Annotated in this window: 28 protein-coding genes; 16 read left to right on the forward strand and 12 right to left on the reverse strand. The window is 67.4% G+C overall.

Annotated features, from left to right (window positions below; genetic code table 11):
- Window positions 1–92: 92 nt before the first annotated feature.
- Together AB0M45_RS09835 and AB0M45_RS09840 are read right to left on the reverse strand one after the other, a co-directional pair.
- Window positions 93–1,055 carry a serine/threonine-protein kinase gene (locus tag AB0M45_RS09835; protein WP_364325136.1) on the reverse strand — a complete coding sequence of 321 codons (963 nt, stop codon included), beginning with the start codon at window positions 1,053–1,055 and terminating at the stop codon, window positions 93–95.
- 163 nt (window positions 1,056–1,218) lie between these two features.
- Window positions 1,219–1,800, reverse strand: a complete 582-nt coding sequence (locus AB0M45_RS09840) for a helix-turn-helix domain-containing protein (protein WP_364325573.1) — start codon at window positions 1,798–1,800, stop codon at window positions 1,219–1,221.
- Between the two features lie 265 nt (window positions 1,801–2,065).
- Between AB0M45_RS09840 and AB0M45_RS09845 the strand changes: the two genes are divergently transcribed.
- The 5 genes from AB0M45_RS09845 (at window position 2,066) to AB0M45_RS09865 (ending at window position 6,939) form a co-directional block, all read left to right on the forward strand.
- Window positions 2,066–3,283 (forward strand): lipid-transfer protein, encoded by a 1,218-nt coding sequence (locus AB0M45_RS09845; RefSeq protein ID WP_364325139.1) that lies wholly within the window; start codon window positions 2,066–2,068, stop codon window positions 3,281–3,283.
- A 39-nt stretch (window positions 3,284–3,322) separates the two neighbouring features.
- The gene (locus AB0M45_RS09850) at window positions 3,323–3,757 is read left to right on the forward strand and encodes an SRPBCC family protein (RefSeq protein WP_364325142.1); all 435 of its coding nucleotides are present in this window, start codon (window positions 3,323–3,325) and stop codon (window positions 3,755–3,757) included.
- A gap of 70 nt (window positions 3,758–3,827) precedes the next feature.
- The gene (locus AB0M45_RS09855) at window positions 3,828–4,706 is read left to right on the forward strand and encodes a MaoC/PaaZ C-terminal domain-containing protein (RefSeq protein ID WP_364325145.1); all 879 of its coding nucleotides are present in this window, start codon (window positions 3,828–3,830) and stop codon (window positions 4,704–4,706) included.
- A 73-nt stretch (window positions 4,707–4,779) separates the two neighbouring features.
- Entirely contained in the window at window positions 4,780–5,658 is an 879-nt protein-coding gene (locus tag AB0M45_RS09860) for an SDR family oxidoreductase (protein ID WP_364325148.1), read from the forward strand.
- Between the two features lie 27 nt (window positions 5,659–5,685).
- Window positions 5,686–6,939 (forward strand): acyl-CoA dehydrogenase family protein, encoded by a 1,254-nt coding sequence (locus tag AB0M45_RS09865; RefSeq protein WP_364325151.1) that lies wholly within the window; start codon window positions 5,686–5,688, stop codon window positions 6,937–6,939.
- A 100-nt stretch (window positions 6,940–7,039) separates the two neighbouring features.
- On the opposite strand, the gene AB0M45_RS09870 is transcribed toward AB0M45_RS09865, so the two are convergent.
- Window positions 7,040–7,960 (reverse strand): alpha/beta hydrolase, encoded by a 921-nt coding sequence (locus AB0M45_RS09870; RefSeq protein WP_364325154.1) that lies wholly within the window; start codon window positions 7,958–7,960, stop codon window positions 7,040–7,042.
- A 68-nt stretch (window positions 7,961–8,028) separates the two neighbouring features.
- Between AB0M45_RS09870 and AB0M45_RS09875 the strand changes: the two genes are divergently transcribed.
- Genes AB0M45_RS09875 through AB0M45_RS09885 form a run of 3 tightly spaced genes read left to right on the forward strand, consistent with a single transcriptional unit; the run spans window position 8,029 to window position 9,787 of the window.
- Window positions 8,029–8,805 (forward strand): exodeoxyribonuclease III, encoded by a 777-nt coding sequence (locus tag AB0M45_RS09875; RefSeq protein ID WP_364325157.1) that lies wholly within the window; start codon window positions 8,029–8,031, stop codon window positions 8,803–8,805.
- Window positions 8,802–9,293 carry a ribonuclease domain-containing protein gene (locus tag AB0M45_RS09880; protein WP_364325160.1) on the forward strand — a complete coding sequence of 164 codons (492 nt, stop codon included), beginning with the start codon at window positions 8,802–8,804 and terminating at the stop codon, window positions 9,291–9,293. Before AB0M45_RS09875 ends, AB0M45_RS09880 begins: the two co-directional genes overlap by 4 nt.
- Complete coding sequence (locus AB0M45_RS09885; RefSeq protein ID WP_364325163.1) at window positions 9,293–9,787, forward strand: barstar family protein; 495 nt, start codon at window positions 9,293–9,295, stop codon at window positions 9,785–9,787. Before AB0M45_RS09880 ends, AB0M45_RS09885 begins: the two co-directional genes overlap by 1 nt.
- A 10-nt stretch (window positions 9,788–9,797) precedes the next feature.
- Here AB0M45_RS09885 and AB0M45_RS09890 read toward each other — a convergent pair whose 3' ends face one another.
- Complete coding sequence (locus AB0M45_RS09890; protein ID WP_364325165.1) at window positions 9,798–10,487, reverse strand: TetR/AcrR family transcriptional regulator; 690 nt, start codon at window positions 10,485–10,487, stop codon at window positions 9,798–9,800.
- Window positions 10,488–10,675: 188 nt separating this feature from the next.
- On the opposite strand from AB0M45_RS09890, the gene AB0M45_RS09895 reads away from it, so the two are divergent.
- The 3 genes from AB0M45_RS09895 to yhjD all read left to right on the forward strand — a co-directional run bounded on the left by AB0M45_RS09895 (window position 10,676) and on the right by yhjD (window position 13,786).
- On the forward strand, window positions 10,676–11,608 hold the full coding sequence (locus tag AB0M45_RS09895) for an oxygenase MpaB family protein (protein ID WP_364325168.1): 933 nt from the start codon (window positions 10,676–10,678) through the stop codon (window positions 11,606–11,608).
- Window positions 11,609–11,629: 21 nt separating this feature from the next.
- Window positions 11,630–12,661: a tryptophan--tRNA ligase gene (gene trpS / locus AB0M45_RS09900; protein WP_364325171.1), complete on the forward strand. Its 1,032-nt coding sequence runs from the start codon at window positions 11,630–11,632 to the stop codon at window positions 12,659–12,661.
- 93 nt (window positions 12,662–12,754) lie between these two features.
- Complete coding sequence (gene yhjD, locus AB0M45_RS09905; RefSeq protein WP_364325174.1) at window positions 12,755–13,786, forward strand: inner membrane protein YhjD; 1,032 nt, start codon at window positions 12,755–12,757, stop codon at window positions 13,784–13,786.
- Between the two features lie 38 nt (window positions 13,787–13,824).
- Here yhjD and AB0M45_RS09910 read toward each other — a convergent pair whose 3' ends face one another.
- Entirely contained in the window at window positions 13,825–15,126 is a 1,302-nt protein-coding gene (locus tag AB0M45_RS09910) for a serine hydrolase (RefSeq protein WP_364325177.1), read from the reverse strand.
- A 129-nt stretch (window positions 15,127–15,255) separates the two neighbouring features.
- On the opposite strand from AB0M45_RS09910, the gene AB0M45_RS09915 reads away from it, so the two are divergent.
- Complete coding sequence (locus AB0M45_RS09915) at window positions 15,256–16,770, forward strand: MFS transporter (RefSeq protein WP_364325180.1); 1,515 nt, start codon at window positions 15,256–15,258, stop codon at window positions 16,768–16,770.
- On the forward strand, window positions 16,760–17,365 hold the full coding sequence (locus AB0M45_RS09920) for a TetR family transcriptional regulator (RefSeq protein WP_364325183.1): 606 nt from the start codon (window positions 16,760–16,762) through the stop codon (window positions 17,363–17,365). The genes AB0M45_RS09915 and AB0M45_RS09920 overlap by 11 nt, the downstream gene beginning before the upstream one ends.
- A 21-nt stretch (window positions 17,366–17,386) precedes the next feature.
- Here the strand turns inward: AB0M45_RS09920 and AB0M45_RS09925 are convergent, their stop codons facing one another.
- Window positions 17,387–18,283, reverse strand: a complete 897-nt coding sequence (locus AB0M45_RS09925; protein ID WP_364325186.1) for a phenylalanine 4-monooxygenase — start codon at window positions 18,281–18,283, stop codon at window positions 17,387–17,389.
- Between the two features lie 121 nt (window positions 18,284–18,404).
- On the reverse strand, window positions 18,405–18,935 hold the full coding sequence (locus AB0M45_RS09930; protein WP_364325189.1) for a DUF4396 domain-containing protein: 531 nt from the start codon (window positions 18,933–18,935) through the stop codon (window positions 18,405–18,407).
- A 107-nt stretch (window positions 18,936–19,042) separates the two neighbouring features.
- On the opposite strand from AB0M45_RS09930, the gene AB0M45_RS09935 reads away from it, so the two are divergent.
- Window positions 19,043–19,246: a type II toxin-antitoxin system VapB family antitoxin gene (locus tag AB0M45_RS09935; protein WP_364325192.1), complete on the forward strand. Its 204-nt coding sequence runs from the start codon at window positions 19,043–19,045 to the stop codon at window positions 19,244–19,246.
- A 34-nt stretch (window positions 19,247–19,280) separates the two neighbouring features.
- Here the strand turns inward: AB0M45_RS09935 and AB0M45_RS09940 are convergent, their stop codons facing one another.
- Window positions 19,281–19,577, reverse strand: coding sequence for a hypothetical protein (locus AB0M45_RS09940; protein WP_364325195.1), 297 nt, complete (start codon window positions 19,575–19,577; stop codon window positions 19,281–19,283).
- A 164-nt stretch (window positions 19,578–19,741) separates the two neighbouring features.
- On the opposite strand from AB0M45_RS09940, the gene radC reads away from it, so the two are divergent.
- Together radC and AB0M45_RS09950 are read left to right on the forward strand one after the other, a co-directional pair.
- Complete coding sequence (gene radC / locus AB0M45_RS09945; protein ID WP_364325198.1) at window positions 19,742–20,419, forward strand: DNA repair protein RadC; 678 nt, start codon at window positions 19,742–19,744, stop codon at window positions 20,417–20,419.
- 97 nt (window positions 20,420–20,516) lie between these two features.
- Window positions 20,517–20,741 carry a hypothetical protein gene (locus AB0M45_RS09950; protein WP_364325201.1) on the forward strand — a complete coding sequence of 75 codons (225 nt, stop codon included), beginning with the start codon at window positions 20,517–20,519 and terminating at the stop codon, window positions 20,739–20,741.
- A gap of 62 nt (window positions 20,742–20,803) precedes the next feature.
- Here the strand turns inward: AB0M45_RS09950 and AB0M45_RS09955 are convergent, their stop codons facing one another.
- The 4 genes from AB0M45_RS09955 to sdhC form a co-directional block, all read right to left on the reverse strand.
- Entirely contained in the window at window positions 20,804–21,577 is a 774-nt protein-coding gene (locus tag AB0M45_RS09955; RefSeq protein ID WP_364325204.1) for a succinate dehydrogenase iron-sulfur subunit, read from the reverse strand.
- On the reverse strand, window positions 21,577–23,346 hold the full coding sequence (sdhA, locus tag AB0M45_RS09960) for a succinate dehydrogenase flavoprotein subunit (protein ID WP_364325207.1): 1,770 nt from the start codon (window positions 23,344–23,346) through the stop codon (window positions 21,577–21,579). The genes AB0M45_RS09955 and sdhA overlap by 1 nt, the downstream gene beginning before the upstream one ends.
- 15 nt (window positions 23,347–23,361) lie before the next feature.
- Window positions 23,362–23,793 carry a succinate dehydrogenase hydrophobic membrane anchor subunit gene (locus AB0M45_RS09965; RefSeq protein ID WP_364325210.1) on the reverse strand — a complete coding sequence of 144 codons (432 nt, stop codon included), beginning with the start codon at window positions 23,791–23,793 and terminating at the stop codon, window positions 23,362–23,364.
- 82 nt (window positions 23,794–23,875) lie between these two features.
- Window positions 23,876–24,274, reverse strand: coding sequence for a succinate dehydrogenase, cytochrome b556 subunit (sdhC, locus tag AB0M45_RS09970; RefSeq protein WP_364325213.1), 399 nt, complete (start codon window positions 24,272–24,274; stop codon window positions 23,876–23,878).
- Window positions 24,275–24,282: the final 8 nt, after the last annotated feature.

Genomic DNA, 24,282 nt, shown 5'->3' on the forward strand with positions numbered 1-24,282 from the left:
TGCGTAGGGTGACGGTGCGACAAGCTTTGCGTAGGGCGGACTTCGGATCGCTCACCACCTTCGGATTCTGGGTCTTCCGCTGCTCATTGGTTCTATTGGGTGCCGGAACCGGTCTGCGCCTGGTTCGCCTCGCCTTCTTTCCGTCTGAAGGTGGCGTTCAAGCGATGCGATGCCACTTTCAGGCGGTTCAGTAAGGGGGCGAGGGGGCGGGGATCGATGTCGTCGAATTCCTCGGTGAGCAGGCGGATGGGTTCGGTGCACGAGTCGTAGCGGGCGCCGGGGTCCTTTTCGAGCGACCTGTGCAGGACCGCATCGACCTCGGGCGGGATCCAGTGTTGGCGCTCGGAGATTTCGGGAGGCGGGTCGTGCAGGTGGGCCTCCGCGGTGGCCATGAGGTTCGTGCGGGGGAACGGCGGGCGGCCGGTGAGCAGTTCGAAGGCCGAGCAGGCCAGCGCGTACTGGTCGGTTGCCGGGGATACTGTGCCCGCCTGCAGTAGTTCCGGTGCGGCATACGGCACCGATACGACGACGAAACCGTTGGTGGCCAGGGGCGGTTCGGGCCGGTGCAGCCACCGGCCCTGATCGAAGTCCGAGATCTTCACCGTCGCGGGCTCTTCCGCGCCGACCAGCACGTTCGCCGGTTTGATGTCGAGATGGACCACGTCGTTGGCATGCGCGAAATCCAGTCCTGCCGCGATGTGGGTCAGCATGTGCAGCACCCGCCGCAGATCCGGGCGTTGGTGTGGCATCCGCACCACCCTCGAGCCGGTCGTGCCGGCCACGTACTCACGCGCCGACCACAGCCTGCCGCTGGTTTCACCGTGTGCGTACATCCGCACGATGTTCGGATGCCGCAGCGCGGACAGGATGTCGAACTCGTGCAGGAATCGCGCACGCGCCTCCGGTGACCGGCTGTCGTCCGGCCCCAGAATCTTCAGTGAGACAGGCCTCGACCGCTCCGGATCCTCGGCCAGATACACCTCGCTGCTGCCACCATGGCCCAGCCGGGCCTTCACAATGAATCCCGCAAACCGATCACCTGGCTCGAGTGCCACCGCCCCACCATAGTCAGCGCGGTCCACCCACCTCTCCCCGGCGTTGGAGTGCCGAGAATCTACTATCTCGACGGCCGGACCGGCGCCTTCGGCGGTGCCGCAGTAGTGGGAGTTCGGTTTCGCCGCTTGTGTACCGCGGGCAAGCGGCCCGGTGCGGTAAGGACTATTCGGCGCGGCGGACGGCGAGGGCGCGGCCGGCGATCTCGTGTAAGTGCGCCGAGGCGCGGCGCCAACGGCGGAGGGCGCGTTCGGTATCCGGGTCGATGAAATTCGAGATCAGGATGCCGCGCAAGGCGTCCATGGCCGTGTAGACGAAATCGCGCGCTTCTTTGCGGCGCACGTCGTCGGGCACGAAACGGGCGACCGCCATCAAGACGGCGTTGTTGACGAACGGTTCGACCTTCTCCATCGCCGCGGCCAGCACCGGATCGGTTCGCCCGGCCACCCACAGTTCGACGGTCGCGATGAACAGCGGACCCTGGTGGAGGTCCCACAGGAATTCCAGCGCCGCCGCCACCGGATCGTCGCCGGCTTCCACGCGGGACATCTCCCGCATCGCGGTCTCGGCGCGCAGCTGCGCCAGATGGCTGATCGCGGCCACCACCAGATCGGTTTTCGAGCCGAAGTGATGCACTTGGGCCCCGCGGGTCACCCCGGCCCGTTCGGCTACCCGCGGCGTCGTGGTGCCTGCGTACCCGTACTCGACCAGGCAGTCCACGGTCGCGTCCAGCAACCGGGTACGCATCTCGGTGCTGCGCTGCTCCTGCGTCCGGCGCCGCTGCTTCACGACTACGCTCCTGGCCACCCGCCGATCTTACACTTACATACAGTGCTGTATGTGCTGGCTGCACATACACCTCTTGCTGTATGTGCCAGACGAGACGTAATCCACTGGTTGCCTTCGTACCCATCGCGGCTACTCATCGAACTCTTGCTCAGTTACATACAGGTATGTATGTTTGTTTTCAGCTCGTTCCGCCCTGCGGTGCACGCACAATCTGAGGAGTTCGATGACGAACAAGGTCTACGTCGTCGGTGTCGGCATGACGAAGTTCGAGAAGCCGGGCCGCCGCCGAGTCGAGGAAGCCGACGGCACCACCCGGGCCTGGGACTACCCGGACATGGCGGCGGAATCGGGCACCAAGGCGCTCGCTGACGCGGGTATCGCCTACGACCTGGTGGAACAGGCCTACGTCGGCTACGTCTACGGCGAATCCACCTCCGGGCAGCGGGCCGTCTACGAACTCGGCTTGACCGGTATCCCGGTGGTCAACGTGAACAACAACTGCTCCACCGGCTCGACGGCGCTGTATCTCGCGGCGCAGGCGATCCGGGGCGGACTGGCCGAGTGCACGCTGGCGCTGGGCTTCGAGAAGATGCAGCCCGGCTCGCTCGGGTCCACCTGGGACGACCGCGAGCAGCCGATGGCCAAGCACGTCGTGGCGCTCGCCGAGATCTCCGAGGTGCTGTTCCCGGTGGCGCCGTGGATGTTCGGCGCGGCGGGCCGCGAGCACATGAAGCAGTACGGCACCACCGCCGAGCACTTCGCGAAGATCGGCCACAAGAACCACAAGCACTCGGTGCACAACCCGTACTCGCAGTTCCAGGACGAGTACACGCTCGAGGACATCCTCGCCTCCCGGATGATCTACGACCCGCTCACCAAACTGCAGTGCTCGCCCACCTCCGACGGGTCCGGCGCGGTGATCCTGGCGAGCGAGGACTTCGTGGACACCCACGATCTCGCCGGGCAGGCGGTCGAGATCGTCGGCCAGGCCATGACCACCGACTTCGCCTCGACCTTCGACGACACCGCCAAGAACATCATCGGCTACGACATGAATGTCCAAGCGGCGCGGAAGGTTTACCGGCAGTCGGGCCTCGGCCCGGAGGATTTCCAGGTCATCGAGCTGCACGACTGCTTCTCCGCCAACGAACTGCTGCTCTACGAAGCGCTCGGCCTGTGCGGCGAGGGCGAGGCCGGGCGGTTGATCGATGACAACCAGACAACGTACGGCGGCACATGGGTGGTGAATCCGTCCGGCGGCTTGATCTCCAAGGGCCATCCGCTCGGCGCGACCGGTCTGGCGCAGTGCGCCGAGTTGACCTGGCAGCTACGGGGCGCCGCGGGCAAGCGCCAGGTGGACAACGTCACCGCCGCCCTGCAACACAACATCGGCCTCGGCGGCGCTGCCGTCGTCACCGCCTATCAGCGGGCCGTTCGCTGAATCCGGCGCGGCCGCGGACTGATTCGAGGAACAGGACACATGGGACACATCGAAGCCAGCAAAGACGTCAACGCCACGCCCGAGGCGCTGTGGGCGGTCGTCTCCGACCCGCAGACCTGGGACAAGTGGTTCACCATCCATGAGCGGTTCATGGAGGAGCCGCCCGCCGTGCTGAGCGAAGGCGCGAAGCTGGTCGCCAAGATCGTCATGCTCGGGATGGCGAACAAGTTGGAGTGGACCATCGTCTCGGTGGCCGCGCCGCACAAGCTGACCCTGGGCGGCACCGGGATGGCGGGGGTGAAGACCGAGTTCACCTTCGACATACGGGCCAACGGCGACGGCAGCACGATCTTGGTGTCCGGTGACTTCGAGGGCGCGCTGATCAAGGGCGCGCTGGGCAAGGCGGTGGAGAAGGACGGCATCAAACAGCTCGACCGATCCCTGACCCAACTGGACGCCCTGGCCTCGGCATGAGCGGTCAGGCCCGGAGGCGGCAGCGGAGCGTGACCATGGAGGGCTCCGCTCGGGCCGGAAAGGGCAGGGCATGAGCGAGCACACCACCGCCGCCCGCGTCGTCGAGTTCGATGACGCGGGACTGGAAATCTGGTGCGACGAAGAGCGTTTCGAGGTTACCGCCGAGCGGACCGCGGAGTACGCGGCCGCGACGAACGATCCGATCGCCGCGCATCTCGAGGGGGCCGTGGCGCCTGCTGTCTTCGCCATCGTCCCGGTCTTCGAGGCCATGATGATGCCGGTGATCGATGTCGCGCCGATGGACATATTCGGCCGAGTGGTGCACGGAGAGCAGGACTTCCACTTCCATCGCGCCATCCGTCCCGGCGACCGGCTGGTTTCGCGCGCCAAGGCGATCGGTTACACCAGCCGCCCCAACGGGACGGCTATCACCATCCGCATCGAATGCCGCACCGAGACCGGCGAACCGGTCAACGATCAGTACTTGACCGCGTTCTTCCGCAATATCGACGCGGGTAAGACGGTCGGTGCGGCCGCCGCGGCGCACAAGTTCGATGAACGGCTGCGCGGGCAGCGTCCGGTCGCGGTCGTTGCGCAGCATGTCGACCACGACCAGACCTTCCGCTACGCACCGGCATCCGATGATCCGGTGCCGTTGCACTTGGACGAGCAGGTCGCCAAGGACGCGGGGCTGCCCGGCATCATCGCGCACGGGATGTGCACCATGGCTTTCGCGTCCTGGGCGGTGCTCACCGAGGTCGCGGAGTCCGATGTGCACCGGCTGAAGCGATTCGCGGTGCGCTTCGCCAAGCTGGTCTTTCCTGGTGACGATCTGGAGACCCGCATCTGGAGACTCGGTTCGGCCGACGGCGTCACCAGCTACGCGTTCGAGACCGTGCGCGGCGAGGATGTCGTGCTCAGCGACGGTCTGGCGGAGATCGCCGACTGATTCGAAGCGGCGGCACGAGACACCGCCGCACCCATCCCATCGCCGGATTCACAACGACTTCAGGAGACAACACATGGGCGCACTGGCCGGACGGGTCGCCGTCATCACCGGAGCGGGCCGCGGCATCGGCCGCGAGCACGCGCTGCTGTTCGCGCAGGAAGGCGCCGCGGTGGTCGTCAACGATCTCGGCGGCAGCAACGCGGGCGAGGGGACCGACTCCGGGCCCGCTCAGGAGGTGGTGCGTGAGATCGTCGCCGCGGGCGGCAAGGCCGTGGCCGACAACGACGACATCGCGACCTGGGATGGCGCGCAAAAGCTTGTCGCTCGAGCCGTTTCGGAGTTCGGCGGGCTCGACGTCGTGGTCAACAATGCGGGCATCCTGCGCGATGGGTTTGTCGCGGGCATGACCGAGGAGCAGTGGGACGCGGTGATCGCCGTGCACCTCAAGGGCCACGCCGCCGTGCTGCACCATGCCGCCGCCTACTGGAAGCAGCAGTCCAAGGCGGGCAACCAGCCCAAGGCCGCCGTGATCAACACCGCCTCCGCCTCCGGCACAACCATCCCGAACGCAGGCCAGGCCAACTATGGCGCGGCCAAGGCGGGGATCGCCGCGCTGACCCTGGTCGCCGCCGACGAGCTGGCGCGCTACGGCGTACGGGTCAACGCGATCGCGCCGATCGCGCGCACCCGGCTCACCCTGGCCACGCCCGGCATGGGCGAGATGATGGCGGCCGAGGCGGAGGCAGCGGCCGACGACGGGTTCGACGCCTTCAGCCCCGCCAATATCGCACCGCTGGTCGCCTACCTGGCCTCGGAATCCTGCCCGATCACCGGCAAGGTGTTCGCGGTGCAGGGCGGCGCGATCTCCGAGCTGGCCGGTTGGCACGATGTAAAGACCATCGAGACCGAGGGCCCGTGGCTGATCGACGACATCGCCGCCCGGCTGCCCTGACCTCGGCGGAACGTGAGGAGAACGACGATGTTCGAATGGTCTGAAACCGATGTGCTGATCCGCGATGCCGTGCGAGCGTTCATCGACAAGGAGATCCGCCCCAACCTGGACGCGCTCGACAGCGGCGAACTGCCGCCCTACCCGATCATCCGCAAGCTGTTCGGTGAATTCGGTATCGACGCCATGGGTGGCGAAGCCGTGCAGAAGATGCTGGCCAAGCAACAGGAACGAGAAGCGGCCGCCGCCGCTGGGGAGCCGAAGCCGGCGAAGAAAGCGAAGACGAGCCCGTTCGCCGGACAGGAATCGCTGATGGCGGTGCTGATCAGCGAGTTGTCCGGGGTGTGCATGGGCCTGGTGACCGCGCTGGGGGTGAGCATCGGTCTCGGCGCCACCACCATCATGTCGCGCGGCACGCTGGCGCAGAAGCAGCGCTGGTTGGAGGACATCGTCACCATGCGGAAGGTGGCCGCGTGGGCGATCACCGAGCCGGATTCCGGCTCGGACGCCTTCGGCGGGATGAAGACCTACGTCAAGCGCGACGGCGAGGACTACCTGCTCAACGGCCAGAAGACGTTCATCACCAACGGCCCCTATGCCGACGTGATGATCGTCTACGCGAAGCTCGACGACGGGGCGGGCGGGGACAAGCGCGAACGCAAGGTGCTCACCTTCGTGCTCGACAAGGGCATGCCCGGGCTCACCCAGGGCAAGCCGTTCAAGAAGATGGGCCTGCACGCCTCACCGACCGGTGAGCTGTTCTTCGACAACGTGCGCGTCGGCCGGGACCGGCTGCTCGGCGAGACCGAGGAGCACAAAGGCGGCGACGGCAGGGAGAGCGCGCGCTCCAGTTTCACCGCCGAGCGCATCGGCGTCGCGTTCATGGCGCTGGGCATCATCAACGAATGCCATCGGCTGTGCGTGGAGTACGCCAAGAGCCGCAAGCTCTGGGGCCAGGAGATCGGGCGATTCCAGCTGGTCCAGCTGAAGCTGGCCAAGATGGAGATCGCGCGGATCAACGTGCAGAACATGGTGTTCAACACGCTGGAGCGCGGCCGGGCGGGCAAGCCGCCGACGCTCGCCGAAGCGTCCGCGATGAAGCTGTACGCCTCCGAGGCGGCCACCGAGGTCGCCATGGAGGCGGTGCAGCTCTTCGGCGGCAACGGCTACATGACCGAATATCGCGTGGAGCAACTCGCCCGCGACGCCAAGTCGCTCATGATCTACGCGGGCAGCAACGAGATCCAGGTGACCCACATCGCCAAGGGCCTGCTCGCGCAGTAGTTCCCGGACCGGTAGTTCCCGGACCGGCGCGCGTCCGGGAACTCCGCTGTGGGAACCGACATTCGCCGGTCCGCCGCAGGCGCTGCATATCGAACACAGCTCACACCGCACGCAGGCGGGTGCGGCTGGCGTAGACGTGCTCGGCGATCAGGGTGGCGATGCGGTCTGGCGCTTCCAGCATGGGTACGTGGCCCACGCCGTTGACCAGGATGCGGTCGGCGGATTCGGGGAGTTCCTTCAGGTAGCGGCGGGCGTAGACGCGGTTGGGGATGACCCGGTCGTACTCCGACAGCAGCAGCCGGACCGGCGTTCGCAGCGTGGACAAATCGTCCTGTCCCGGCGCACGCAGTGCGCTGATGATCATCGGGAGCATGACCGGGCAGTTCAGCGCGGCCGTGATGGCGGCGGCGGCATCGCGCCGCGACACCGCGGAGGCGTGCTTGCTCAGCGCGAGCAGGGCGATGCGCTGGGCGAGTGGATTACCGGCCGCGAATCCGCCCAGCAGCTTGCCGATTCCGATGAGCGGAACCAGGGAGAGGAATTTCAGGCTGATCCGCAGCTGGGTCAGCGAGGGCGCGCGCCAGCCGCCCGCGGGTGCGATCAGTGTCAGCGTGCGAGCGCGTCCGCGGCGGGCGAGTTCGACGCCGACCCAGCCGCCGAGCGAGTTGCCCGCGATATGGCAGGTGCGCCAGCCCAATTCGTCGAGCTGATCGCAGACCCGGTCGGCGAGAAACTGCACGTCGACGGACCGGCCGTCCAGGGGCGCGCCGCCCCAGTGGCCCGGGAACGCGGGCGCGAACACCTCGCAGTGCGTCGCCAGTCGCGCCGCGGTCTGCTCCCAGCAGTGCGGCGACATCATGAATCCGTGCAGCAACAGCAGCGGGTCACCGGAACCGACGTGCAGCGCCTTGATCGGCTGGAGCGGGTTCGCCGCCTTCGCGGAGCCGCGTGCGGCGGAGCTTCGCGCGGGGGCGCCGGGGCGATCGGCGGTGGAGGAGGACTTGGAGGCGTCGGACGACATCGTCTTCACCCCTTCCTGGACGGCAGTGTCCGGGGGACTTCATCAGACCAGCATTGTACGGTCGAGGAGTGCCCTACATCTCGACAGTGAACGTGAACGGTGTCCGCGCGGCCGCGGGCAAGGGCCTGCTCGCCTGGCTCGCGGCCACCGAGTCCGACATCGTCTGCGTGCAGGAAACGCGCGCTACCGACGAGCAGGTCATGGCCGCGCTTGCGCCCGCGCTCGACGCGGGATGGCAGCTGTCGCACGCCGAGCCGGAGTCCAAGGGCCGGGCGGGTGTCGGCATCCTGTCCCGGCGCGCACCGCGTGCCGTGCGAATCGGCTTCGGCAGCAGCGAATTCGGGGCCGCGGGCCGCTACCTCGAGGCCGATTTCGACGACATCACCGTGGCGAGTGTGTACGTGCATTCCGGCGACGCGGGCACCGTGCGCCAGGACGAGAAGTACCGCTTCATGGCTGAGCTCGGCGCCCACCTGACCGCGCGGAGCGGAGACTTCGTGGTGGCGGGAGACTGGAACATCGCCCACACCGAGCGCGATCTGAAGAACTGGAAGGGCAACCTGAAGTCGGCCGGGTTCCTGCCACCGGAGCGCGCCTGGATCGACGAGCTGCTGGCCGCCGGCTACGTCGACGTGGTGCGCGGCCTGCATCCCGGGGCGGACGGCCCGTACAGCTGGTGGTCCTACCGCGGTCGTGCGTTCGACAACGACAGCGGGTGGCGCATCGACTACCACCTGGCCCGCGGAGATCTGGTCACCCGCGCCAAAGCGGCCGTGGTAGAGCGGGCCGCCGCCTACGATCAGCGCTGGTCCGACCACGCGCCCGTCACGGTGCAGTACCGATGAACTCCGCGCCGAAGATGATTCGCGCCCTCGGCGTGATCGGGGCGGTCGCGCTCGCGTTGATCGTCGCGGTGCTCGCCCTGCGCGGCACCGGGATCACCACCTCCAGCTCGCTCGACCCCGCGACCACCACTGCGACAAGCGCCGTCGCCGCGCCCGCCACCGCACCGCGCGGCGTGGACAGTGCCTCGCCGGTCACCCAGGCGGCCGGGGTCCCGGAGCGCGCCTACGCCACGCTGCGGGAGATCGATGCGGGCCGCTGGCCCGACTCGGCGAACGCCCCCGGCACCAAGGGTGGCGAACGCTGGATGAACCGTGGCGGCGACCTGCCCGCCACCGACGCTGGAGGCAAGCCGATCACCTACCGGGAATGGGACGTCAATCCGAAGCAGGCCGGCCGATCCCGCGACGCCGAACGCATCGTCACCGGCAGCGACGGCTCGGCCTGGTACACCGGCGACCACTACAAGACCTTCACGAGGATGCGCTGATGACAAAGACCGTCACGCTGTCGCAGTTCCTTGCCCGGCCCGACGCGGACGAGGCGCCGCCCAGCCCCACGCTCGCCCCGCCGGGGCTCACGTTCGGAACCCTCGCGCTCGACGCCGCGGAGTTCAGCGCTGTGCGCGACCGGGCGCCGTCCGGGTATCTGGTGCGCGAGGTACGCGGCATGAAGATGCCCACCACCGCGCGGGTTTTCGACGAGTTCGCCGCCGCGTTCCAGTTCCCGTACTACTTCGGCGAGAACAAGGACGCGTTCGACGAATGCCTGCGCGACCTGGACGACTGCATCGGCGAAGCGGCCGGATACATTGCCGTGGTGCGCGACTCGGCCGGGTTGCTCACCGACGAGCTGGTCGAACGCGATTGGTTCGCCGAGGCGATGCGCGACTGCGCGGCCTATTGGTCGCGGCGCGACGTGCTCTTCCGGGTCGTCCTGCAGGGTGACGCTCCCGACCTCCAGGACGTGTCGCTGCGCATGTGACGCCCCCCGCTCACCGCAGCTTGTTCGCCAGATCCTCGCCGAGCAGGACGAACACGTCGACGGTGTGCTCGATCAGTTGGTCGCGGGTGAGATCCAGATCGCCTTGCAGCCAGGCGGTCAGCGTCTGCACTAGTCCCCCGACCAGATACATGGCGCGGAAGTCGATCGCCGGGTCCGGCGCGGCGTCGCTGATCCGGTAGAAGTCGATGCCTTCCGCCGCCACCATTCGCGCGAACACGCGCACGGTTTCGGTGGTGCGGGCGCGCAGCTCCGGTGTCGCCATGCCCGCGATCAGAGCGACCTTCGCCTTGCGCGGGTCGTCGGTGAGCAGGTGCACGCCCGCGGTGATCGCGGCGTGCGCGGTGGCGCGGGTATCCGGCGTCCGGACGGGTCCGTCCGTCCGCACAGGTCCGTCCGTCCGCACAGGTCCGTCCGGGGCGGCGCGCACGGCCGCGAGGATGGCGTCGGCCAACTCCTCGGCGATCCGGTCGATCAGGGCGGCGAGCACGGCGTCGCGGCTGTCGAAATTCTCGTAGTAGTACCGCTCGTTCAGCCCGGCCCGCGCGCACAACCCGGAGACGGTCAGCTTCCCCAGCCCCTCGGTGCCGATGATCTCCAGCGCCGCCTCCAGCAGCGCGGCGCGCCGCTGCGCCCGGCGCTCCTGCGCGGAGATGCCCCCGTAGGTCCGTTGCGCCGTCACGGTTCGAGTCTATTGGCAGCGCCCGCGGCGCTGCGTGTTCGCGGCCCCTGTGGCTCGCGTCCGAGCGATCGCCGCTGGCGACTTCGTCGCGGGACGTGACGGCCACTCGGAAATTCTGGTAGAGGCCATTGCCAGAATTGCAAATCTGGTGGATGCTATTGCCAGATGCTCTCGACGAGGAGGCGGCGATGTCCGAGCCCGGCTACTTCAGCGATCACTCGATGATTCGGCGGGTGATGAGCAAACGCGCGGTAGGGCTCACCTACGGCTTGCGCGCCTTGGTCGTCGGCGCGGTGCATCCGCTGCTCTACGTCGGCACCGCGGAGAACACCGAGCATCGGATGACGCCCTACACCCGGCTCGCGCTGACCGGGCACCTGTTCGAAGCGGTGTTCCTCGGCAGCAAGGCCGAGGCCGATCGCGCGCTGGCGTTCACCAGGAAGAAGCACGTCAAAGTGCGCGGCACACTGCCCGAGGACGCGGGCGCCGAGCATCCGGCGGGCACCCGGTACTCCGCGCTCGACCCACACCTGATGTTCATGACGATGGCGTTCACCTTCGACTCGGCCGAGGTGATGTACGACCTGCTGGTGCGCACCATGACCGATGGCGAGCGCGAGGGCCTCTACCAGGACTACGTACGCTGGGCCGAGCTGTTCGGCATGCCCGCGGACGCGGCGCCGGGCGGCTACCGGGAGTTCCGCGCCTTCTTCGACGGCTACCTCGCCTCGGACGAGCTGTTCCTCACCGACGAGGCGCGGCTGGTCGGCTCCTACCTGGCCGGTCAGCGGGTGCCCTACACGCAGGGTGTGCCGCTGCACCAGGTCACCTCCGCGTTCTATCTGCTGGTCCAGGGGAGCCTGCCGCCGCGGATCCGGCGGATGTACGGCATGCGCTGGGGTGTGGCCGAGGAGGTCGCCTACCAGGCGCTGTCGCGGGCGGTCCGCACCGCGCACGTGTCGGTTCCGCTCGTGCCTCCGGTGCTGCGCGGCACGCTGGCGGGGCCAAGCGCGCCGGTCTACACATTGCTCTCCAAACGCGAGCACGAACTGGTCAGCAGCGGGCGGCCGAGCATGCCCGGGATCGATCCGCGCAACTGGGTGCAGCGAAATTCGGCTTGAGCCGCATGCGAAGATCGGGGTATGTCCAGTCCTGCGCCCACCCCGGCCGCCGAACGCAAACAGCGGGTTCTGTCCGGGATCCAGCCGACCAGCTCCTCGTTCCATCTCGGGAACTACCTTGGCGCGCTGCAGTACTGGGTGACCATGCAGGACGACTACGACGCGCTGTATTTCATTCCGAATTTGCACGCGATCACGGTGCCGCAGGATCCCAAGGAGCTGAAGGCGCACACCTTGGCCGCCGCCGCGCAGCTGCTCGCGCTCGGCATCGACCCGAAGAAGTCCACCCTGTTCGTGCAGAGCCAGGTGCCCGAGCACGCCGAGCTGGCCTGGGTGCTCAGCTGCGTGACCGGCTTCGGCGAGGCCAGCCGGATGACCCAGTTCAAGGACAAGTCGGTGAAGCAGGGCGCGGAGAACGCGACCGTCGGCCTGTTCACCTATCCGGTGCTGATGGCCGCGGACATCCTGCTCTATCGCGCCCATCAGGTCCCGGTCGGCGAGGATCAGCGCCAGCATTTGGAGCTGACCCGGAATTTGGCTCAGCGCTTCAACACTCGGTTCAAGAAGACGTTCGTGGTGCCGGAGGCGCATATCGTCAAGGGCACGGCGAAGATCTACGACCTGCAGGACCCGACCGCGAAGATGAGCAAGTCGGCCTCCACCGACGCGGGCCTGATCAACCTGCTCGATGACCCGAAGATCACCGCGAAGAAGGTGAAATCGGCGGTCACCGATACCGAACGCGAGATCCGCTACGACCCCGAAGGCAAACCGGGCGTGAGCAACCTGCTCGTGATCCTGAGTTCGCTGACCGCGGCGCCGATCGTCACGCTGGAGAAGGACTTCGAGGGCAAGGGTTACGGCGAGCTCAAGGCCGACGTCGCCGACGCGCTGGTGGAATTCATCACGCCGTTGCGGGCGAAGGTGCAAGAGTATCTGTCCGACCAGGTCGAACTCGACCGCATCCTGGCCGCCGGAGCCGAGCGTGCGCGGGAGATCGCGGGCAACACCCTCGCGCAGGTATACGACCAGGTCGGCTTGGTGGGCCGCTAGTCCTGTCTCGCGGTTCGCGGCTTCCTCGGCCGGAGCTCGGCTGCGCCCACTAGGCTTCGTGCGAGGTCTGTCTCTCGTTCGAAGGGGCGCGGCGTGCAGGTGATCGACAACATCAAAGCAGGGATCGAACGCCGGATTCAGACGAGGCCGTGGCTGGATCATCTGGTCCGGACGGCCGCGCGCTATCAGCGACAACGTGGTGACTATTACGCGGCCGGTATCACGTACTTCACTGTGCTATCGCTGTTTCCGCTGCTGATGATCGCGTTCGCGGTCTCGGGCGTTGTCCTGTCCAGCAATCCGGAGCTGCTCGGCGAATTGCAGGCCAAAATCGTCGAGAATATTCCGGGCTCGTTCGGCGACCAGATCAACGACCTGGTCGACAAGGCGGTCGAGTCGCGGCGCACGGTCGGCGTGCTCGGTCTGCTGGTCGGCGTCTACACCGGCCTCGGCTGGATGGCCAACCTGCGGGCCGCGCTCACCGAGCAGTGGGATCAGAAAAGCCCGGACGGCAACTGGTTGGTGACCAAGCTCTCCGATCTCGGCGCGCTGGTCGGTCTCGGTCTCGCCTTCGTGGTCTCGCTGGGTCTGTCGGCGTTGGCGTCGAGCGCCCTCGGTAGGCGGCTGCTCACCAACCTCGGTCTCGCCGAGCTACCCGGCGCCGGGGTGTTGCTGACCCTGCTGTCGACTCTGCTGGGGTTCCTGGCCTCCTGGGCGGTGTTCGCCTGGGTCATCGCCAGGCTGCCGCGCGAACCCGTCACGCTGGCCAGCGCGGCCAAGGCGGCGGCGCTGGCCGCGCTGGCGTTCGAGGTGTTCAAGATCGTCGCCTCGATCTACCTGCGATCGGTGCTGAGCAGCCCGGCGGGCGCCACGTTCGGCTCGATCATCGGTCTGATGGTGTTCACCTACGTCACCTACCGCATCGTCCTGTTCGCCACCGCCTGGGCCGCCACCGCCGCCGAGAACGAGCCGGAAGCCGAGATACCCCCGCCTCCTCCCGCGGTGATCGCGCCCCGGGCCAGCGCGCGCGACGTCTCGGTGGGTGTGGGCGCCGCCTTCTTCGGTGCCGGTGCTCTTGCGGCCCTCGCCTTTTCGGGGTTACGCCGGTTGCCCGGCCGTCGGTGACCGGCGGGCAGGCCGAGTTGTCTTGCGCGCCTGGCTGATCAGCGTCGTCGATTGGCTCGGCGCGCCGCGGCCAGCAGGGCGAGGACCAGGATGACGCCGCCGGCGATCAGCACGGTCCTGGTATCGACACGGCGCTCTTCGGCAAGAGGCATGGCGGAAGGGTCGGTTCCCGATGCGGGTGGCGCGGCAAGGGCTACTTCGCTCTGTTCACGCCGGGGTACCACCGCGTCACGTTGGGGTACCACCGCGCCGGGCAGGTTGCCGATCGACGCGCCGCTGGGCAACGCGAAGCCGTAGTCGAGCAGCCGGGCAGCCTGCTCCCACGGGCGCAACGGCCGCACCTCGGCCTGCAACAGGGTGACGACGAGTCTGCGGCCGTCGCGCTGGGCGGCGGCGACGAAGGTCTGGCGCGCGTCGTCGGTGAAGCCGGTTTTGCCGCCGAGGGCGCCCTCGTAGTTGTAGAGCAGCTGGTTGTCGTTGCCGATCGGATATCCGGGACGGTCGGTGTCGCCGGGAACTCCAGGATCCGCCGGGTAACCGGGGAAATCGGCCTGCTCGGTGTGGATCAGCTCGGCGAACAGCGGGATGGTCATGGCTTCGCGGAACAGCACGGCCAAGTCGTAGGCCGAGATGCTCATGCCGGGACCGTCCAGCCCGGAGGGCGTGGCGGCGCGAGTATCCATGGCGCGCAATGATTTCGCCAGCTCGTTCATTCTCGCGACGGTGGCCGCGTCGCCGCCCAGTTGCGCGGCGATGGCGTGCGCCGCGTCGTTGCCGGAGGCCATGATCAGCGCCTGCATGAGCTGGCGATTGGTGTAGCGACCGCCGGGACCGATGCCTACCCTGGTGCCGTCCACATCGGCGTCGGCGCGGGTCCCGACCACCACCTTGTTCAGATCCAGTGTCCGCAGCGCCAGCGTGGCGAGCAGCACCTTGATCGTGCTCGCGGGCCGATAGCGCCCGTGCGGGTCCTTCGCCGCGATCACCTCGCCGGTGTCCAGATCCGCCACCAGCCAGGCCGTCGCCGAAATGTCCTGTGGTGCGGGCGGTCCGGATCTCGGTAGCACGACTCCGCACTCGCCGAGCCGGGCGCCGCCGATCGGAGGCGTCGGGATCGGCAGCGGCGCCGGTGCCGGCTGACCCGGCACGGGCACCTCGGACGCATCGATCGGCGGTGGCGGCAGCGTCTTCTGTGGGCAGCCGTCGGTATTCGGCGTGGTGAACGGCGTGGTGGTGGTCGGCGCGGCGAGTGCGGGCACGGCCGTCGCACCGATCGCCACGACAGCCAGCACGGCGCCCGCGTAGAACCCGGCGCGGCGGCGGAACTCCGTGATCTTCATCGGCAGTGAGCCTAGCGAGGGTTCCGCCGGTCAGCCGCACATATGTCCCAAGCCCGCCGAACATTATTGACACACTATATCAAATGAGAGTTACTATCAAAAAGTTGTAGCTTTCCTTTTGGAGGTGTCATGAAGATCGACTCGACCCGCCGTTGGCTCGCGCTCGGCGCGCTGGCGGTCGCGATGCTGACCATCGGGCTCGACGTCACCGTGCTGACCGTGGCCCTGCCCACGCTCGCCGTCGACCTGAACGCGAATACCGCCGCGCTGCAATGGTTCAGCAGTGCGTACACGCTGGCTCTGGCCGCCGTGATGCTGCCGGCGGGCGCGCTCGGCGATCGTTACGGCCGCAAGAAGTTCCTGCTGGCCGCGCTGGTGCTGTTCGGGATCGCGTCGATCGCCTGCGCCGTGGCCACGTCGCCGGGGCAGCTCATCGCGGCGCGCGTCCTGCTCGGGATCGCGGCGGCGGCGATGATTCCGCTGTCGATGTCGGTGTTGCCCGACATGTTTCCCGACCAAGCGGAGCGGCAGCGCGCGCTCACCATCTGGATCACCTCGACGGCGATCGGACTTCCACTCGGACCGATCGTGGGTGGATGGTTGCTGCGCAACTTCTGGTGGGGTTCGGTGTTCCTGATCAACGTGCCGATGGTGGTGATCGGCGCGCTCGCCGTCGCGGCGCTGGTACCGGAATCGCGCAGCGCGCACAGCTTCCGCATTGATCTGCCCGGCATCGTGCTGTCGGCCGCCGGCATGCTCGGGCTCACCTACGGCTTCATCCGGCTCGGCGAGGAAGGCTGGGGCGACGCCCCCGCCTGGGTGATCGTCGCGGGCGGGGTGCTGCTGCTCGGCGCTTTCCTGGCCTGGCAGCGCAGGACCACGTATCCGCTGGTCGACCTCGGCTTGTTCGCCGCCGACGGATTCCGCTGGGGCACGGCGTTTTCCATCGTGGTGAACTTCGCCATGTTCGGCATGTTCTTCACCGTGCCGCAGTACTTTCAGGCGGTGCTCGGCGTGGACGCGCTCGGCAGCGGCCTGCGGCTGCTTCCGCTGATCGGAGGTTTGCTGGTGGGCAGCAGGCTGGTCGACCGGATCCTGCCGAAACTGGGCATCCGCGTGGTGATCTCCGCCGGGTTCGCGTTGCTCGGCGGTTCGCTGGCGCTGGGCGCGCTGACCACCGTGGACAGCGGCTACGGCTTCACCGCGGTGTGGCTGACGCTGCTCGGCGCCGGTATGGGCCTGGTGATGCCCGCCGCCATGGGCGTCGCGATGGGCGAGCTGACCGCGGAGCGTTCCGGGTCCGGCTCCGCGCTGCTGCAGGCGCTGCGCCAGGCCGCAGGCACCATCGGGGTCGCGATGCTGGGTACCGTGCTGTCCACCCGCTACCGCTCGGAGCTCGGCGCCTTGAATCGCGACCCGATTTCCGACGGTGTCAACGCGGGCGTCGCGACAGCGCACGAGTCGGGCGATCCGGCAATGCTGCACCACGTGCAGAACGCGTTCGTCGGCGGCATGAGTGCGATGTTGTGGGCCTGCGCCGCACTGTGCCTGCTGGCGGCGGCGCTGGCCGTGGCGTTCGTCCGCACCCGGCGACCCGGCCAGATGCCCGAGCCGAGTGCGGCAGAATCGATCCATGTCGGTTGACCTACCCGCGAACGGGACGTCGCAAGGTCTGCGCGAGCGGAAGAAGGAACGGACCCGCCGGACGATCCGCATGGAGGCGTTCCGGCTGTTCCGCGAGCAGGGTTACAACGAGACGACGATCGAGCAGATCGCCGCGGCCGCCGATGTCTCGCCGAGCACCTTCTTCCGCTACTTCCCGACCAAGGAACAGCTGGTGCTCGCCGACGACCTCGACCCGGCGATGATCGAGTCGCTGCGACGGCAGCCGCGCGACATCTCACCGTTCACCGCTTTACGCAACGCGGTGCTCGAGGTCTTCGGCAGTCTGCCCCCGGCCGATCTGGCGTTCGAGCAGGAGCGGCAGGCGCTGCTCTATCACGTGCCGGAGCTGCGGTCGGCCATCGGCTGGGAGATCATCCGCAGCATCGATCTGCTCGCGGTCTTGCTGGCCGACCACGTCGGCAGGCCCGCCGACGATTTCGAGGTGCGAGTGGCGGCGGGCGCGATGGCGGGCGCTGCCCTGGCCATGGCGACGGTCACGCCGTTGAACGTCGAGAACATCACCCGCACGTTGGACTTCCTGGACGCCGGCATGCCGCTCGGGCAGGAGTCCTGAGGGTTTCCGACCCGGCCCGGCCTACTGCGCTCCGGCGGGGCTGGCGGGTCGCAAGCGATCGGGTGTGTCGTCGTCCATGGTCGCGAAGAAGCCGCCGATCACGTCCTCGATCTCGGCGATAGATTCCGCGCAGTACAGAATCGGCTGGTAGTGGGTGATGTCGTAGATGGCGGTTCCCATCTGGGCGATGTCGAGCGGGCGCAGCTCGGCGTGCCGGAACTCCTCGATCTCGCCGTAGGACGACAGCAGACCCGCTCCATAGCACCGGACCTCGCCATGTTCGCGGACGACGCCGAATTCCATCGAGAACCAGAAGACGTCGGCGAGGAACTTCAGCGCGCGCTCGGTGCTCAGCCTGCCGACCGCCGCGCCGACCGCGGCGTAGACGGCCGCGAAGCGCGGGCTGGCGATCTGGTTGGCGTGCCCGATGATCTCGTGGATGGCATCCGGCTCCGGCGTGTACAGCGGCGCGGAGTGATGCCGGATGTACTGGGTGGAATGGAAGACCCGATCGGCGAAGGAGCCGAAGAACTCGCGCAACGGCACCAGGCCCGCGGCCGGGACGTAGCGGAACCCGGTCAGCGGTTGGAGCGCCGCGGACACCTCGTCCAGCTGCGGGATGTGATCGGTGGGCAGCGCGAGCGCCTCGGCGGCCGCGAGCACCTCCGCGCTGGCATAGGCGCGGTGTTTGCGGGCGAGTTCGGCCGACACGATCCGCCACACGTGCTGTTCCTCATCGGTGTAGTCGATGTGGGGGAGCGGTTTTCCTGGCGCGTAGTCCAGTGCCAGCGCGGCGATGGCGTTGCGCCGGGCCCGGTACTCCGGGTCGTGCACGCCGGGGTGCTCGTCGCTCAGGTGCACTGTCACGTCGTCGCCGGTGCGGGTGACCGGCGAGTACAGCTGAGCCTCGGTGAACATACTTCGATGCAAGCACCGCTGACCGCCGTCGACAACAAAAGCCCGTCCAGCTGAGCAAAGTGTCTAGCTGAACGGGCTTCTTCTTAGCGATGTCGCGAGTAAACGCTGGGCCGCGTGCTGATCAGTGCCCGCCGTGCAGCGAATGCACCACCGCGTGGCCCTTGCCGCGTCCGATCATCCATTTGTTCACCGGCGTGGTCACCACGAACGCCACCGCGAAGGCGAAGGCGAGAGTGACCCAGAACAGCGCGCTGTTCAGGTGGGCGTCCATCGCGCCGGGGACGGCGAGGATCACCGCGTTGTCCACGATCTCCATGACGGTGATCGACACGGTGTCGGCGGCGAGGGCGGTGCTGACGGCCGCGGCCAGCGGCAGTCCCGCGCGCAGCACACTTCGCATGGTGAACGCGTAGCCGAACAGGAAGGCCAGCACGATGGCCAGGGCCATGGTCGCGGCGTTGTTCCAGCCCAGCGCGGTGCCGATCACCATGCCGAGGACCTCGCCGATAGCGCAGCCGGTGAGGCAGTGCAATGTCGCCATGGCTGCCATTCGCCAGGTAGCCGACGGGTGCGCCGCGGTGTGCTGTTCGGCCGTGTGCGTAGCGTGCGCGTGTGCGGCGTGGTCGGCGGAGGGGTCGTGCCTGTGTTCCATGCAAGGAACTTTACCCCCGTAGGGTATCGGTGCAAGTCCGAGTTCGCGATTTGCCAGACATGAGCGGGCGTCATGCCGCAATATGGCGAATGTACGAAGGAGGACGCATGAAATCCGTGCGGATCGATCTCGACCAGAATTTACTCGCCGCTGCCGCCGCCATCATGGGCACGGCGACGAGCGATGCCACCATCAACGAGGCTCTACGCCGAATCGTCGTGCACGAGCGGCAGTTGCACCACCTGGAGAAGCTCGCCGCGAAGGCCTTCTCCGCCCTTCCTGAGCCGGAGGCTGCGGCCGTCGAGCGCTAGGCTCCCGGCCTGAGCACGCGCCGTATGAAGCACCCTATTGCGTGCCGGGTGCTGTCTGCTCGAGAGCACGCAGCCAGACGGTCTCGAACTCCCGAGAATCGACCTCGACGGCGGAATACTCGAACTGGGTATCGATCTCGTCCACCGTGGGGATCGGCATCTGACTGATCGCGGTCGTGCCGGTGCCGCGACCGGCATCGGCCCAGTCCATGTGGCCGTTGGAAAAGATCTCGACCTTACGCACCTCGAAGCCGTCGTCGGCGATCTCGCTGAGCATCTCCACCGGCTCGTCGTCGAAGTCGTGATGCCATTGCGCCTTCAGGTACCACATCGCCCATCAACTCCCAGCTCACGGACCGACTTGGCTACCGAACCGCTTCTCAGCATATGGGTTGTCCTGCTTCGATGCATGCCGCGGGACACCGGCTCCGCACGAGGTGTCGGTGGTGGCTGGCAGAATCCCGGGCACTGTTGGCCGGACCGAGGGGTGGAGTCATGGCGGTCTCTCTTGTCGATGTGCCCGTCGCGCAGCGGCCGCGCGAGCGGTTGCTGTTGCTCGGACCGCAGGCGCTCAGCGACGCGGAGTTGCTCGCACTGCTGCTGCGGCACGGCAGGCGTGGCGCGAGCGCGCTGGATCTGGCGGCGGAGTTGCTGGTCGAGCACGACGGGCTGCCCGGATTGGCATCCGCGCGTCCGGAGGAGTTGTCCCGGCGGGCCGGGATCGGCGTGGCGAAGGCGGCCGCGATCATCGCCGCGTTCCACCTCGGAGCCCGAGCGCGCGGCGGCCCGGACACCTCGTCCCGGTTGACCAGCGCCGCCGACGTGGCCGCCGCGGCCCGTCCGCAGTTCACCGGCGCCCGCGTGGAGCGACTGCTCGTGCTGGTATGCGACACGCAGAACCGGTTGCGCCACAAGGTTTTCGTCGCAGAAGGTGCCGTCGACCAGGTCGCCGTCCCGGTCCGGGAAATCCTGAACACGGTCCTGCGCCACGACGGCCGCGCCTTCGCCGTCGTCCACAACCACCCCTCCGGCGATCCCACCCCCAGCCCCGACGACCGCCGCGCCACCACCATCCTCACCGAAGCCGCACACACCGTAGGCCTCCGCTTCCTCGACCACGTCGTGATCGCAGGCGAGAAATGGGCCAGCGCGCCGGGGTACCCGATGCGCTGATGGCGAATGGCGAAAGCCGCCTCGAGCGATGCGGCCTTCCGGGCACTGTTAGTACGACGGCTTCGCCTGTCAGATTGCGATTGCCGTCTACGACCAAGTGGCCGCCTTCGTAGCGGCCAGCGATGGGAATACGAGCAAGCTCAGCCGGACGCAGAAGGGTAGATGGCTCGCGCTGTGCTGGATCGCGCAGATCTACAAGCACATTCCCGACCCGAAGCCGGGCTATGTGGCGGATTGGGATCAGTTGCCAGAGTGGCAGCAGGAGACGGATGCCGACACCTTCGAGGTGATCGAGCGTTCGATGGCGGAAGCAACTCGCTGATGGAAATGGCGAAGGCCGCCTTCATCTGTTGATGGAGGCGGCCTTCGGCGTTGGTGCCTGGGTCAGCGGGTGAAGAGCAGGGCTCGTTTGACTTCTTGGATGGCCTTGGTGACTTCGATGCCGCGGGGGCAGGCGTCGGTGCAGTTGAAGGTGGTGCGGCAGCGCCAGACGCCTTCGACGTCGTTGAGGATGTCGAGACGTTCGCGGGCGGCTTCGTCGCGGCTGTCGAAGATGAAGCGGTGGGCGTTCACGATCGCGGCCGGGCCGAAGTAGCTGCCGTCGCTCCAGTACACGGGGCAGGAGGTGGTGCAGCAGGCGCACAGGATGCACTTGGTGGTGTCGTCGAACCGGGCGCGGTCGGCCTGGCTCTGGATGCGTTCGCGGGTGGGTTCGTTACCCGAGGTGATCAGGTAGGGCTTCACCGCGCGGAACGCGTCGAAGAACGGCTCCATGTCCACCACGAGGTCCTTCTCCACGGGCAGGCCGCGGATCGGCTCGACGGTGACGGTGATCGGCTTGCCGCTCTTGGGCAGCATGTCCTTCATCAGGACCTTGCAGGCCAGCCGGTTGACGCCGTTGATGCGCATGGCGTCGGAACCACACACGCCGTGCGCGCAGGAGCGGCGGAAGGTGAGCGTGCCGTCCAGGTAGGACTTGATGTAGATCAGCACGTTCAGGAAGCGGTCGGTCGACAGGACCGGCACCTGGAAGGATTCCCAGTGCGCACCCTTCTCGTCCTCCGGGTTGAACCGGGCCACCTTGACGGTGATCATCACCGAGCCCTCGGGGACCGGAGCGGGCTTCTGCGAAGAGGGTGCTTCGGCAACAGCAGTCATCAGTACTTACGCTCCATCGGCTCGTAACGGGTCTGCACCACCGGCTTGAAGTCCAGGCGGATGTCCGAGAGGAGATCCGCGCCTTCCTTGTAGGCCATCGTGTGCCGCATGAAGTTCACGTCGTCGCGGTCCGGGTAGTCCTCGCGGGCGTGGCCGCCGCGCGATTCCTTGCGGTTGAGCGCGCCGACCACGGTGACTTCGGCCAGCTCGAGCAGGAAGCCGAGCTCGACGGCCTCGAGCAGGTCACTGTTGTAGCGCTTGCCCTTGTCCTGCACGCTGATCCGCGCGTACCGCTCCTTGAGCGCGTGGATATCGGTGAGCGCCTGCTTGAGCGTGTCCTCGGTGCGGAACACCGAGGCGTTGTTGTCCATCGACCGCTGCAGCTCGGTGCGGATGTCGGCGACCCGCTCGTCACCGTGCTCGCTCAGCAGCTGGGCGAGCCAGTCCTGCACCATCTGCGCCGGGTTCTCCGGCAGCTCGACGAACTCGCTGCGCTGCGCGTACTCCGCGGCGGCGATACCGGCGCGCCGGCCGAACACGTTGATGTCCAACAGCGAGTTGGTGCCGAGCCGGTTGGCGCCGTGCACCGAGACGCACGCGCACTCGCCCGCGGCGTACAGGCCCGGGACGATATCGGTGTTATTGCGCAGTACCTCACCGCGGATGCGGGTCGGGATGCCACCCATCACGTAGTGACAGGTCGGGAACACCGGCACCAGTTCCTTCACCGGGTCCACACCGAGGTAGGTGCGGGAGAACTCGGTGATGTCGGGCAGCTTCTCCTCGAGCACGTCCTCGCCGAGATGGGTCACGTCGATGTAGACGTAGTCCTTGTTCGGTCCGGCGCCGCGGCCCTCCAGCACCTCGAGCACCATCGAGCGGGCGACGATGTCGCGCGGCGCGAGGTCCTTGATGGTGGGCGCGTAGCGCTCCATGAAGCGCTCGCCGTCGGCGTTGCGCAGAATCCCGCCTTCGCCGCGGACGGCCTCGGAGATCAGGATGCCGAGCCCGGCCAGACCCGTCGGATGGAACTGGTGGAACTCCATGTCCTCCAGCGGGAGACCCTTGCGGAACACGATCGCCATGCCGTCGCCGGTCAGCGTGTGCGCGTTCGAGGTGGTCTTGTACATCCGGCCGGAGCCGCCGGTGGCGAACACGATCGACTTCGCGTGGAAGACGTGGATCTCGCCGGTGGCCAGCTCGTAGGCGATCACGCCGGTGGCGACCGGACCGCGATCGGTCTCGGTCAGCACCAGATCCAGCACGTAGAACTCGTTGAAGAACTCCACGTCGTGCTTGACGCAGTTCTGGTACAGCGTCTGCAGGATCATGTGGCCGGTACGGTCGGCGGCGTAGCACGCGCGGCGGACCGGGGCCTTGCCGTGATCGCGGGTGTGGCCGCCGAAGCGCCGCTGGTCGATCTTGCCTTCGGGCGTGCGGTTGAACGGCAGGCCCATCTTCTCCAGGTCGAGCACCGCGTCGATGGCCTCCTTGGCCATGATCTCCGCGGCGTCCTGGTCGACCAGGTAGTCACCACCCTTGACGGTGTCGAAGGTGTGCCACTCCCAGTTGTCCTCTTCGACGTTGGCCAGCGCGGCGCACATGCCGCCCTGCGCCGCGCCGGTGTGGCTGCGGGTCGGGTACAGCTTGGTCAGCACCGCCGTCCGAACCCGCGGGCCGGCCTCGATCGCGGCGCGCATGCCCGCGCCACCCGCGCCGACGATCACGACGTCGTAGCGGTGCTCCTGAATCGGTCGGGACTCACTCATCGAGGGGGCCTGTTCCTAACTGATGTTGGGGTCGAAGGTGAAGATGACGTAGGTGCCCACGCTCATGACCAGGATCATCGAGATGGCCAGCAGGGTCTTGAGCCAGAACCGGGTCGAGTCCTTGCGGGAGTAGTCGTCGATGACGGTGCGCAGACCGTTACCACCGTGCAGCTGTGCCAGCCACAGCATGCTCAGGTCCCAGAACTGCCAGAACGGGCTGGACCAGCGCCCAGCGACGAAGGCGAAGTTGAGCCGCTTCACGCCGCCGTCGAGCAGCAGCATGATCGCCATGTGACCGAGCACGAGCACGATCAGCAGCAGGCCGGAGAAGCGCATGAACAGCCAGGCGTACTTCTCGAAGTTGTTGGTCGAGCGGGCGCGCGGCGAGCGGGGCAGATCCAGGCTGGCCGGGCGGTCGTACGACTTGCCGAGAACAGGTGCGCTCATGCCTGCACCTCGCTGGCGCTCGGCTCCGGCATGACCGCACTGGCGGCTGTGTTCATTGGTCGCTCGCTTCGCTCGCTCATTATCAGTGCTCCGTGAACAAGTAGACGAACTGGCGCCCGACAGCGGGAACGGCCAGCAGGAACCACGCCGCGAGGACGATCCAGAGCATCAGGCGCTGGTACTTCGGGCCCTTGGACCAGAAGTCCACCAGGATCACGCGGACGCCGTTGAGCGCATGGAACAGCACGACCGCGACCAAGCCCATCTCCATCAACGCGACGATGGGCGTCTTGTAGATCTCGATCGCCTCGTTGTAGGTCTCCGGGCTGACGCGCACCAGCGCGGTGTCCAGCACGTGGACGAAGAGGAAGAAGAAGATGGTGACGCCGGTGATCCGGTGCAGCGCCCACGACCACATTCCGGGGTCGCCTCGGTACAGCGTCTTCCGCTTCGGCGGGGCCGGAGCTTCAATCGTGGTCATAGAGTGCG

The organism is Nocardia sp. NPDC051787 (genome assembly GCF_040681325.1).
Taxonomy (GTDB): Bacteria; Actinomycetota; Actinomycetes; order Mycobacteriales; family Mycobacteriaceae; genus Nocardia.

Excerpts from the sequence above, each read along its gene's own strand:
- sdhA (WP_364325207.1), bottom strand. The coding sequence starts at position 23,346 with ATGAGTGAGTCCCGACCGATTCAGGAGCACCGCTACGACGTCGTGATC.
- sdhC (WP_364325213.1), bottom strand. The coding sequence starts at position 24,274 with ATGACCACGATTGAAGCTCCGGCCCCGCCGAAGCGGAAGACGCTGTAC.
- AB0M45_RS09955 (WP_364325204.1), bottom strand. The coding sequence starts at position 21,577 with ATGACTGCTGTTGCCGAAGCACCCTCTTCGCAGAAGCCCGCTCCGGTC.
- AB0M45_RS09845 (WP_364325139.1), top strand. The coding sequence starts at position 2,066 with ATGACGAACAAGGTCTACGTCGTCGGTGTCGGCATGACGAAGTTCGAG.
- AB0M45_RS09930 (WP_364325189.1), bottom strand. The coding sequence starts at position 18,935 with ATGGAACACAGGCACGACCCCTCCGCCGACCACGCCGCACACGCGCAC.
- AB0M45_RS09920 (WP_364325183.1), top strand. The coding sequence starts at position 16,760 with ATGTCGGTTGACCTACCCGCGAACGGGACGTCGCAAGGTCTGCGCGAG.
- AB0M45_RS09840 (WP_364325573.1), bottom strand. The coding sequence starts at position 1,800 with ATGCGTACCCGGTTGCTGGACGCGACCGTGGACTGCCTGGTCGAGTAC.
- AB0M45_RS09965 (WP_364325210.1), bottom strand. The coding sequence starts at position 23,793 with ATGAGCGCACCTGTTCTCGGCAAGTCGTACGACCGCCCGGCCAGCCTG.
- AB0M45_RS09910 (WP_364325177.1), bottom strand. The coding sequence starts at position 15,126 with ATGAAGATCACGGAGTTCCGCCGCCGCGCCGGGTTCTACGCGGGCGCC.
- AB0M45_RS09880 (WP_364325160.1), top strand. The coding sequence starts at position 8,802 with ATGAACTCCGCGCCGAAGATGATTCGCGCCCTCGGCGTGATCGGGGCG.
- AB0M45_RS09915 (WP_364325180.1), top strand. The coding sequence starts at position 15,256 with ATGAAGATCGACTCGACCCGCCGTTGGCTCGCGCTCGGCGCGCTGGCG.
- AB0M45_RS09895 (WP_364325168.1), top strand. The coding sequence starts at position 10,676 with ATGTCCGAGCCCGGCTACTTCAGCGATCACTCGATGATTCGGCGGGTG.
- AB0M45_RS09865 (WP_364325151.1), top strand. The coding sequence starts at position 5,686 with ATGTTCGAATGGTCTGAAACCGATGTGCTGATCCGCGATGCCGTGCGA.
- AB0M45_RS09940 (WP_364325195.1), bottom strand. The coding sequence starts at position 19,577 with ATGTGGTACCTGAAGGCGCAATGGCATCACGACTTCGACGACGAGCCG.
- trpS (WP_364325171.1), top strand. The coding sequence starts at position 11,630 with ATGTCCAGTCCTGCGCCCACCCCGGCCGCCGAACGCAAACAGCGGGTT.
- AB0M45_RS09850 (WP_364325142.1), top strand. The coding sequence starts at position 3,323 with ATGGGACACATCGAAGCCAGCAAAGACGTCAACGCCACGCCCGAGGCG.
- AB0M45_RS09935 (WP_364325192.1), top strand. The coding sequence starts at position 19,043 with ATGAAATCCGTGCGGATCGATCTCGACCAGAATTTACTCGCCGCTGCC.
- AB0M45_RS09925 (WP_364325186.1), bottom strand. The coding sequence starts at position 18,283 with ATGTTCACCGAGGCTCAGCTGTACTCGCCGGTCACCCGCACCGGCGAC.
- AB0M45_RS09885 (WP_364325163.1), top strand. The coding sequence starts at position 9,293 with ATGACAAAGACCGTCACGCTGTCGCAGTTCCTTGCCCGGCCCGACGCG.
- AB0M45_RS09870 (WP_364325154.1), bottom strand. The coding sequence starts at position 7,960 with ATGTCGTCCGACGCCTCCAAGTCCTCCTCCACCGCCGATCGCCCCGGC.
- AB0M45_RS09855 (WP_364325145.1), top strand. The coding sequence starts at position 3,828 with ATGAGCGAGCACACCACCGCCGCCCGCGTCGTCGAGTTCGATGACGCG.
- radC (WP_364325198.1), top strand. The coding sequence starts at position 19,742 with ATGGCGGTCTCTCTTGTCGATGTGCCCGTCGCGCAGCGGCCGCGCGAG.
- AB0M45_RS09860 (WP_364325148.1), top strand. The coding sequence starts at position 4,780 with ATGGGCGCACTGGCCGGACGGGTCGCCGTCATCACCGGAGCGGGCCGC.